The organism is Fontimonas sp. FW305-C-3 (genome assembly GCF_058783185.1).
The window spans coordinates 1,354,542-1,361,157 of the sequence record NZ_JBYSYK010000001.1; the positions used below are offsets into that span (position 1 = coordinate 1,354,542).

General features: G+C 65.6%; 8 protein-coding genes. All 8 read left to right on the top strand.

Annotation, left to right across the window (positions count from 1 at the left end; translation table 11 throughout):
- Positions 1-139: 139 nt before the first annotated feature.
- The 8 genes from AC3WUF_RS06210 to AC3WUF_RS06245 all read left to right on the top strand — a co-directional run bounded on the left by AC3WUF_RS06210 (position 140) and on the right by AC3WUF_RS06245 (position 6,579).
- Positions 140-730 carry an NAD(P)H-dependent oxidoreductase gene (locus tag AC3WUF_RS06210; RefSeq protein ID WP_492423491.1) on the top strand — a complete coding sequence of 197 codons (591 nt, stop codon included), beginning with the start codon at positions 140-142 and terminating at the stop codon, positions 728-730.
- Positions 727-1,491, top strand: a complete 765-nt coding sequence (locus AC3WUF_RS06215) for an SDR family NAD(P)-dependent oxidoreductase (protein ID WP_492423493.1) — start codon at positions 727-729, stop codon at positions 1,489-1,491. The genes AC3WUF_RS06210 and AC3WUF_RS06215 overlap by 4 nt, the downstream gene beginning before the upstream one ends.
- Positions 1,492-1,498: 7 nt before the next feature.
- Positions 1,499-2,698: an acyl-CoA dehydrogenase family protein gene (locus AC3WUF_RS06220; protein WP_492423495.1), complete on the top strand. Its 1,200-nt coding sequence runs from the start codon at positions 1,499-1,501 to the stop codon at positions 2,696-2,698.
- Positions 2,695-3,687 carry a phosphotransferase family protein gene (locus AC3WUF_RS06225; RefSeq protein ID WP_492423497.1) on the top strand — a complete coding sequence of 331 codons (993 nt, stop codon included), beginning with the start codon at positions 2,695-2,697 and terminating at the stop codon, positions 3,685-3,687. The genes AC3WUF_RS06220 and AC3WUF_RS06225 overlap by 4 nt, the downstream gene beginning before the upstream one ends.
- Positions 3,687-4,043 carry a DUF6285 domain-containing protein gene (locus AC3WUF_RS06230; protein ID WP_492423499.1) on the top strand — a complete coding sequence of 119 codons (357 nt, stop codon included), beginning with the start codon at positions 3,687-3,689 and terminating at the stop codon, positions 4,041-4,043. Before AC3WUF_RS06225 ends, AC3WUF_RS06230 begins: the two co-directional genes overlap by 1 nt.
- Before the next feature lie 347 nt (positions 4,044-4,390).
- Positions 4,391-5,548, top strand: a complete 1,158-nt coding sequence (locus AC3WUF_RS06235; protein ID WP_492423501.1) for an alpha/beta hydrolase family protein — start codon at positions 4,391-4,393, stop codon at positions 5,546-5,548.
- Positions 5,549-5,585: 37 nt separating this feature from the next.
- On the top strand, positions 5,586-6,131 hold the full coding sequence (locus tag AC3WUF_RS06240) for a MarR family winged helix-turn-helix transcriptional regulator (protein ID WP_492423503.1): 546 nt from the start codon (positions 5,586-5,588) through the stop codon (positions 6,129-6,131).
- A 109-nt stretch (positions 6,132-6,240) separates the two neighbouring features.
- Positions 6,241-6,579 (top strand): hypothetical protein, encoded by a 339-nt coding sequence (locus AC3WUF_RS06245; protein ID WP_492423505.1) that lies wholly within the window; start codon positions 6,241-6,243, stop codon positions 6,577-6,579.
- Positions 6,580-6,616 lie beyond the last annotated feature (37 nt).

The window sequence follows — 6,616 nt, forward strand, 5'->3', positions numbered from 1 at the left end:
CAGTTAAGTCCGGCTGCCGGTAAATAGTCAAGATAATTGACTACATCGCATTGCGCTCCGTAATCTACGGCCGAGCTTCAGGCAGCACACAACAACGAGGAGAGCTGGCCGTGACCGATCAGTGCCCGGTAGCACCGGCGTGAAGAAAGCGCCGCGCAAGATCCTGCTGATCCTCGGCCATCCGCGCACCGACAGTTTCTGCGGCGCGCTCGCAACGACGTATGCGCAAGCCGCGAGTGCCGCTGGCCACGAGCTGCGCCGCTACAACCTCGGCGAACTGCAATTCAATGTCGTGATGGACGGCCGCTACGAAGGCGCAGAGAAGACTCTGGAGCCGGACCTCGTCGAACTGCAGCAGGCGATCCTGTGGGCCGAGCATCTCGTCTTTGTGTATCCGACCTGGTGGGGCGTGATGCCGGCACTGCTGAAGGGCTTCTTCGATCGCGCGTTCCTGCCGGGCTTCGCGTTCAAGTACCGCAAGGGCTCGCCGCTGTGGGACCGCCTGCTGGTCGGGCGCAGCGCGCGGGCGTTGGTGACGATGGACTCGCCGGCCTGGTACTACCGTCTCTTCACCGGCTGGCCGGGGCATCTGCAGCTGCGCCGAGCGATTCTCGATTTCTGCGGCATCAAGCCCGTGCATATCCATTCCTTCGGGCCGGTCCGCGGCTCAAAGCCCGCGCAGCGCGCAAAATGGCTGGAACGCGCCCGCCGCCTAGGAGCCAGCGAATGACCGTATTCGATCTCAGTGGACGCATCGCCCTCGTCACCGGCGCTGGCAGCGGCCTGGGCCGGCAGTTCGCGCTGAGCCTCGCGCAGTGCGGCGCGAGCGTCGCACTTGCAGGACGGCGGCGCGATGCGCTGGAGCAGACCGCGACGCTGATCCGCGAAGCCGGCGGACGCTGCATGGCGCTGACGCTCGACGTCGCCGACGAGCAGGGCATCGAAGCCGCGCTCGATCAAGTGAGCAATGAACTCGGCATCGTCGACGTGCTGGTCAACAACGCCGGCATGAACCGCGCACAGCCGGCAGTGACGATGAGCGCGACCGACTGGGACGACATCGTCGGCACCAATCTGCGCGGCACTTTCCTGCTCGCGCGCGGCGTTGCGCAGCGCCTGATCGCTGCGAAGAAGCCGGGCAGCATCGTCAACATCAGCTCTCTGCTCGGCGTGCGTTCGCAAAAGGGCACCGCGGCCTACGGCGCAGCCAAGGCCGGCGTGATCCAGCTGACGCGCGTGCTCGCGCTGGAATGGGCGCGCCACAACATCCGCGTCAACGCGCTGCTGCCCGGTTATTTCCGTACCGAGATCGTGGCCGACTATCTCGATACGCCCGAAGGCCAGGCCGGCATCAAGCGCATCCCGGCGCGCCGCGTCGGCCTGCCGGAAGAACTGGCAACACCGCTGTTGCTGCTCGCCAGCGACGCCGGTGCCTATATCAATGGCGCAGACCTCGTCGTCGACGGCGGCCTCGCCTGCGTAGCCCCGTGAGGCAACGATGAGCAACGACACTGATCTGGCCGCACTGCGCACCCGCGTTCTCCGCTTCGTCGAGGACGAGGTCTATCCGATGGAAGCGCAGCTCGAGGCAGCGAGCCACGCGACGCGCCCGCCGCTGATGCGCGAGCTGCACCGGCGCGCGAAAGCCGCCGGCCTGTGGGCGCTTGGCCATCCGAAGGAACTCGGCGGGCAGGGCCTGCCGTTCATGGACTACGTGCACATCAACGAGGTGATCGGCCGCTCGTACTGGGCGATGCTCGCGCTCGGCACCGTGTCGCTGCAGGACTCGCTGATGGTGCTGCGCCACGGCGGCGCGTTCTGGCGCGAGCGCTATCTGCTGCCGATTTCCAACGGCGACTTCGTGCCGAGCTTCGCGATGACCGAACCCGACATCGCCAGCTCCGATCCGACCCAGCTGCAGACCCGCGCGACACTCGAAGACGGCCACTGGGTCCTCAACGGCCGCAAATGGTTCACGACCGGCGCCGCCGACGCGCGTTTCACGACCGTGATGTGCCGTACCGAAGACGACGGCACGCCGCCGCACGCGGCGTTCAGCCTGATCATCGTGCCGACCGGCGCGCCGGGCTATCGCATCGTCCGCGAGGTGCCGGTTCTCGGCATCGAAGGCGGCCACTACGAGATCGAACTGAAAGACCTGCGCGTGCCGGCGGATCACCTGCTCGGCAAACGCGGCGCCGGCTTCTCGATCGCGCAGCAACGCCTCGGGCCGGGCCGCATCTACCACTGCATGCGCTGGCTCGGCCAGGCCCAGCGCGCGTTCGACCTGATGTGCCGGCGCCTGCACGCACGCAGCGCATTCGGCAGTCCGCTTGCCGACAAGCAGCTGCTGCAATCGCACGTCTTCGAAAGCGCCGCCGAGATCCAGGCGAGCCGCCTGCTGACGCTGGACGCCGCGCGCAAGCTTGATGCCGGCAGCGAAGCCCGCGACGAGATCGCGATCATCAAGGTCGTCGGCGCGCGCATGCTGCACAACGTCATTGACCGCGCGATCCAGGTTCACGGCGCTGCCGGTCTCACGCCGGATACGCCGCTGTCGGTGATGTACCGCCACGCGCGTGAAGCGCGCATCTACGACGGCCCGGATGAAGTACACATCCAGACCGTCGGCCGCCGCCTGCTGAAGTCGTATCGCGAGCCGGGCGGCAGCGTCGATTTCGGAGCGCTGCAGGGATGAGCGAGACGCCGCTCGTCGACCGGCTCGCCGCGCATCTGCGCGAGCAGTGGCTGCGCCAGTACGGCGCCACGCCGCAGATCGACAAGCTGCGCGCGCTGTCGGCCGGTGCATCGGCGCAGACGTTCTCGTTCGAGGTCGACAGCCAGCGTTACATCGTCCAGCTGTTCGGCGGCGGCGAGCAGTTTCCGGGTGCGCTGGAAAAGCCGGAGCAGGCACGCATCCAGCAGCTGGCCGGCACCGCGGGTGTGCCGACGCCGGAAGTCATGCTGAGCTGGGCAACGCAGCCCGACCTCGTTGCCGGCTTTGTTTCACGCTTCGTCGAAGGCGAGACGCTTGGTAAACGCATCGTCACCGATCCGCGTTATGCCGCCGCGCGCGTCGTGCTGCCGGTGCAGTGCGCACAGGCCCTCGCGGCGATCCATCATCTCGACACGAATCAGCTCGACTTCCTGCCGCAGCGCAGTGCCGAGTCGCAGATCGATCTGCTCGCGCAGATACACCGCGGCTTCGGCGAGCCGCTGCCGGTCTTCGAACTCGCCCTTGCATGGCTCAAGGCACATCGCCCGAAGCAGAACGCATCGCGCATCGTTCATGGCGATTTCCGCACCGGCAACCTGCTGGTCGGCGAACAAGGCCTGACCGGCGTGCTCGACTGGGAACTCGCCCACCGCGGCGATCCGCTCGAAGACCTTGGCTGGTTGTGCGTGCGCTCCTGGCGCTTCGGCCGCGACGATCTTGCGGTCGGCGGCTTCGGCGAACGCGCGGCTTTCTATCTTGCTTACGAAGCGGCGAGCGGCATCGTCGTCGATCCCGCCGCCGTCCGCTTCTGGGAAGTGCTCGGAACGTTGAAGTGGGGCGTGATCTGCCAGTGGTTCGCACATCGCCGGCTCAGCGGGGCGGTCAAGACGCTGGAGCCGGCCGTCATCGGCCGGCGTGTCTCAGAAACCGAGCTGCAGCTGCTCGACCTGATCGAAGGGCGGGGTGCCTGATGAGCATTAGCAACAGACCAACGCGCGACGAATTGTTCGCGGCGCTGCGCGAATCGCTGACCGGGCTCGTGCCGCAGGTTGAGGGCATGACGAAGTTCGAACTGCGTGTGGCGATCCAGGCACTCGATATACTGGGGCGTGAGATGCAGCACGGTGCGGCGGCGGCCGAAGACGAGCGGCAAAGGCTGGTCGGATTCCTCGGCCACGACGCAGACTTCGCCGAGCTGCGCACCGAACTGTGCGAGCGTCTGCGCAGCGGCAGCGTGCATCATGACGACGCGGGCTTGCTGAAGCTCCTGCGCGCCGGTGTCGAAGCACGCATCGCCATCGACAACCCGCAGTTCAAGTCGGCGTGAGCACCCAACAAAACTCCGTTCGTGTCGAGTGCCGTGCCGCAGGCACGGTGTATCGAGACACCTGCGCGCCAGTTGCGGCATCTCGATACACCGCGCGCCTTGCGCGCGGCACTCGATGCGAACGGATAGTTGTTGGCCCCTCGATCAGGCTCCCGGAATCCACCATGTCCGAGCACGACAACTCTCAGCCTCTGGTTTCCCTCTCCCCGCCCGCGGGGAGAGGGTCAGGGTGAGGGGCCGCTCGCAGAGCGCAACCAAACCCTAAAAGCCGCCCCTCACCCGTCGACCTTGAACGGTCAACCTCATCCCCACACGTGGGAAGAGGGAGTCCTCAACCGGAACCCACCATGTCCGACTACGAACGCATCCCCTACCTGATCGCCTACATGGACAAGGCCGCCTACAAGGACACCTACGGCGGCGCGTCCGGCTGGGGTGCGCTCAAGGCGCATCTGCTCAAACCGCCCAAGCCGTCGAAGACCGTCATCGTCTTCATGCACCCGATCGGCGGCGGCGAATACCTGCCGCTGCCGGTCGCGCTCGCCAAGGCCGGGCATCACGTCATCTACTGCAACAGCCGCTACCCGGGCGTTGACTACGCGCTGCAGATGGAGCGCGTCGTGCTCGACCTCGGCAACTGCATCCGCGACGCCAAGCAGCGCCTCGGCTACGAAAAGGTCGTGCTCGGCGGCTGGAGCGGCGGCGGCTCGCTGTCGGCGTTCTACCAGGCCGAAGCCGAATCGCCGAGCGTGAAGACCACGCCCGCCGGCGAACCGGCGGACCTGAGCCAAGCCGGCCTGATCGCCGCGGACGGCCTGATGCTGCTTGCCGCCCACGTCAGCCGCGCGACGACACTCACCGAAAGCCTCGACGCCTCGATCCTCGACGAAAGCGATCCAAGTAAGCGCGATCCTGAACTCGATCTCTACGATCCGGCCAACCCCAACCAGCCGCCGTACAGCGCCGCGTTCCTTGAGCGTTACCGCGCTGCGCAGATCGCACGCAACCGCCGCATCACCGCCTGGGTCAAGAACAAGCTCGCCGAGCTGCGCGCCGCCGGCAAGGTCAACGAGGAATTCGGCTTCGTCGTCCACGGCACGATGGCCGATCCGCGCTTCATCGACCCGACCGTCGATCCCAACGAGCGCCCGCCCGGCACCTGCTTCCTCGGCGAGCCGCGTATCGTCAACATGGGCCCGGTCGGCCTCGCGCGCTTCTGCACGCTGCGCAGCTGGCTGTCGCAATGGAGCTACGACGAGAGCAACGCCTGCGGCGTGCGCAGCCTCGCGCGGATCAAGGTGCCGGTGCTCGTCGTCGGCAACGGTGCCGACGACATCTGCACGCCGAGCCACACGCAGCGCCTGTACGATGCAGTTGCGCACAATGACAAGCAACTGGCACAAATCGCCGGTGCCACGCATTATTACCTCGGCCAGAAGCCACAACTCGCCGAGGCGACGGCCATCGTCAACGCTTGGCTCGCAGCGCACCAATTGACGGAGTAGGGTCCTGACCAAGAAGACCAAGTCGACCGTAGAGCCAGTGGCTGATGCCACTCGCTACTACCTGATGAGCGGCCTGCTGCACGCCTTCTACTGGATGGACGAAGGCCTGCAGAACCATCTCAAGGCCGCCGGCCTGCCGCCGATGTCGCGCACCCAGTCGCTGATCCTCACCAACATCGCCGACGGCGTGACCCGCCCGGCCGAACTCGCCCGCCGCCTCGACATCAGCCGCCAGGCCGTGCAGCAGCTGCTCGCCGGCATGCAGGAGCGCGGCGTCATCGATCTGGTCGCAGACCCCGCCGACGCCCGCGCCAAGGTCATCCGCTACAGCCCGCACGGCCGCGAGATCGGCAAGATCACCATGCAGGCGCTGGAACGTATCGACGAACAGATCGAAGCCCGCCTCGGCCGCAAGGCGCTCAATGACCTGCGCAAGATCCTGGTGGAACTTGACTGGGGTGCGCCGGTGACAGCAACCGCGGGCGACGTGAAGGGACGCAGCGGGAAGACGCTGAAGTCGCTGGCGGCGGTGGTGAGTGGGGCGGCGAAGCGGCGGGGGTTTACGGGGCCGCGGGGTGGATAGCCGCGATTGATAACTAAACCCCACCTTTACTGGCAGTTTCAAGGTGTCGCGCGCGTGAGCGATTCTCCTCCGTGCTTGGAAGCAAGCAAGTTCTTTTAAGAGAAAGCGTATGAGCCTTGCGTTGTTGGAGCAAAGGCTTGCCGACTATGGATCAGGTGGCTACTACCTCTTAGAGACGTTTGTACTTGAGTTGCTTCGTCTGGAGGCCAAAAGCCATGGTCAAGTAATTCAGGTCGAGGAAAAATCAATCGGCACCTGGAGGGATGCCTATGCTCCGAATGGGCTCGGAGACATAGCGGGTCCCGTATCTATTGAGGTTACGCGTGCCCTCAGCCCGCGGAACCTGGACTCGATATTGCAGCGTTTTCGTGTATTCATGCGAACGAATGATGAGAGTTTGCTCATCGTGAGCGTGTCCGGATTTTTGTGTAAACGGCGGGTGGGTTAACGGATAGGCATCCTGTCTTCGAACTGGATGGTAAATC

Bases quoted from the DNA above. Each gene is read 5' to 3' on its own strand.
- AC3WUF_RS06215 (WP_492423493.1), top strand. From the start codon at position 727: ATGACCGTATTCGATCTCAGTGGACGCATCGCCCTCGTCACCGGCGCT.
- AC3WUF_RS06220 (WP_492423495.1), top strand. From the start codon at position 1,499: ATGAGCAACGACACTGATCTGGCCGCACTGCGCACCCGCGTTCTCCGC.
- AC3WUF_RS06225 (WP_492423497.1), top strand. From the start codon at position 2,695: ATGAGCGAGACGCCGCTCGTCGACCGGCTCGCCGCGCATCTGCGCGAG.
- AC3WUF_RS06230 (WP_492423499.1), top strand. From the start codon at position 3,687: ATGAGCATTAGCAACAGACCAACGCGCGACGAATTGTTCGCGGCGCTG.
- AC3WUF_RS06235 (WP_492423501.1), top strand. From the start codon at position 4,391: ATGTCCGACTACGAACGCATCCCCTACCTGATCGCCTACATGGACAAG.
- AC3WUF_RS06245 (WP_492423505.1), top strand. From the start codon at position 6,241: ATGAGCCTTGCGTTGTTGGAGCAAAGGCTTGCCGACTATGGATCAGGT.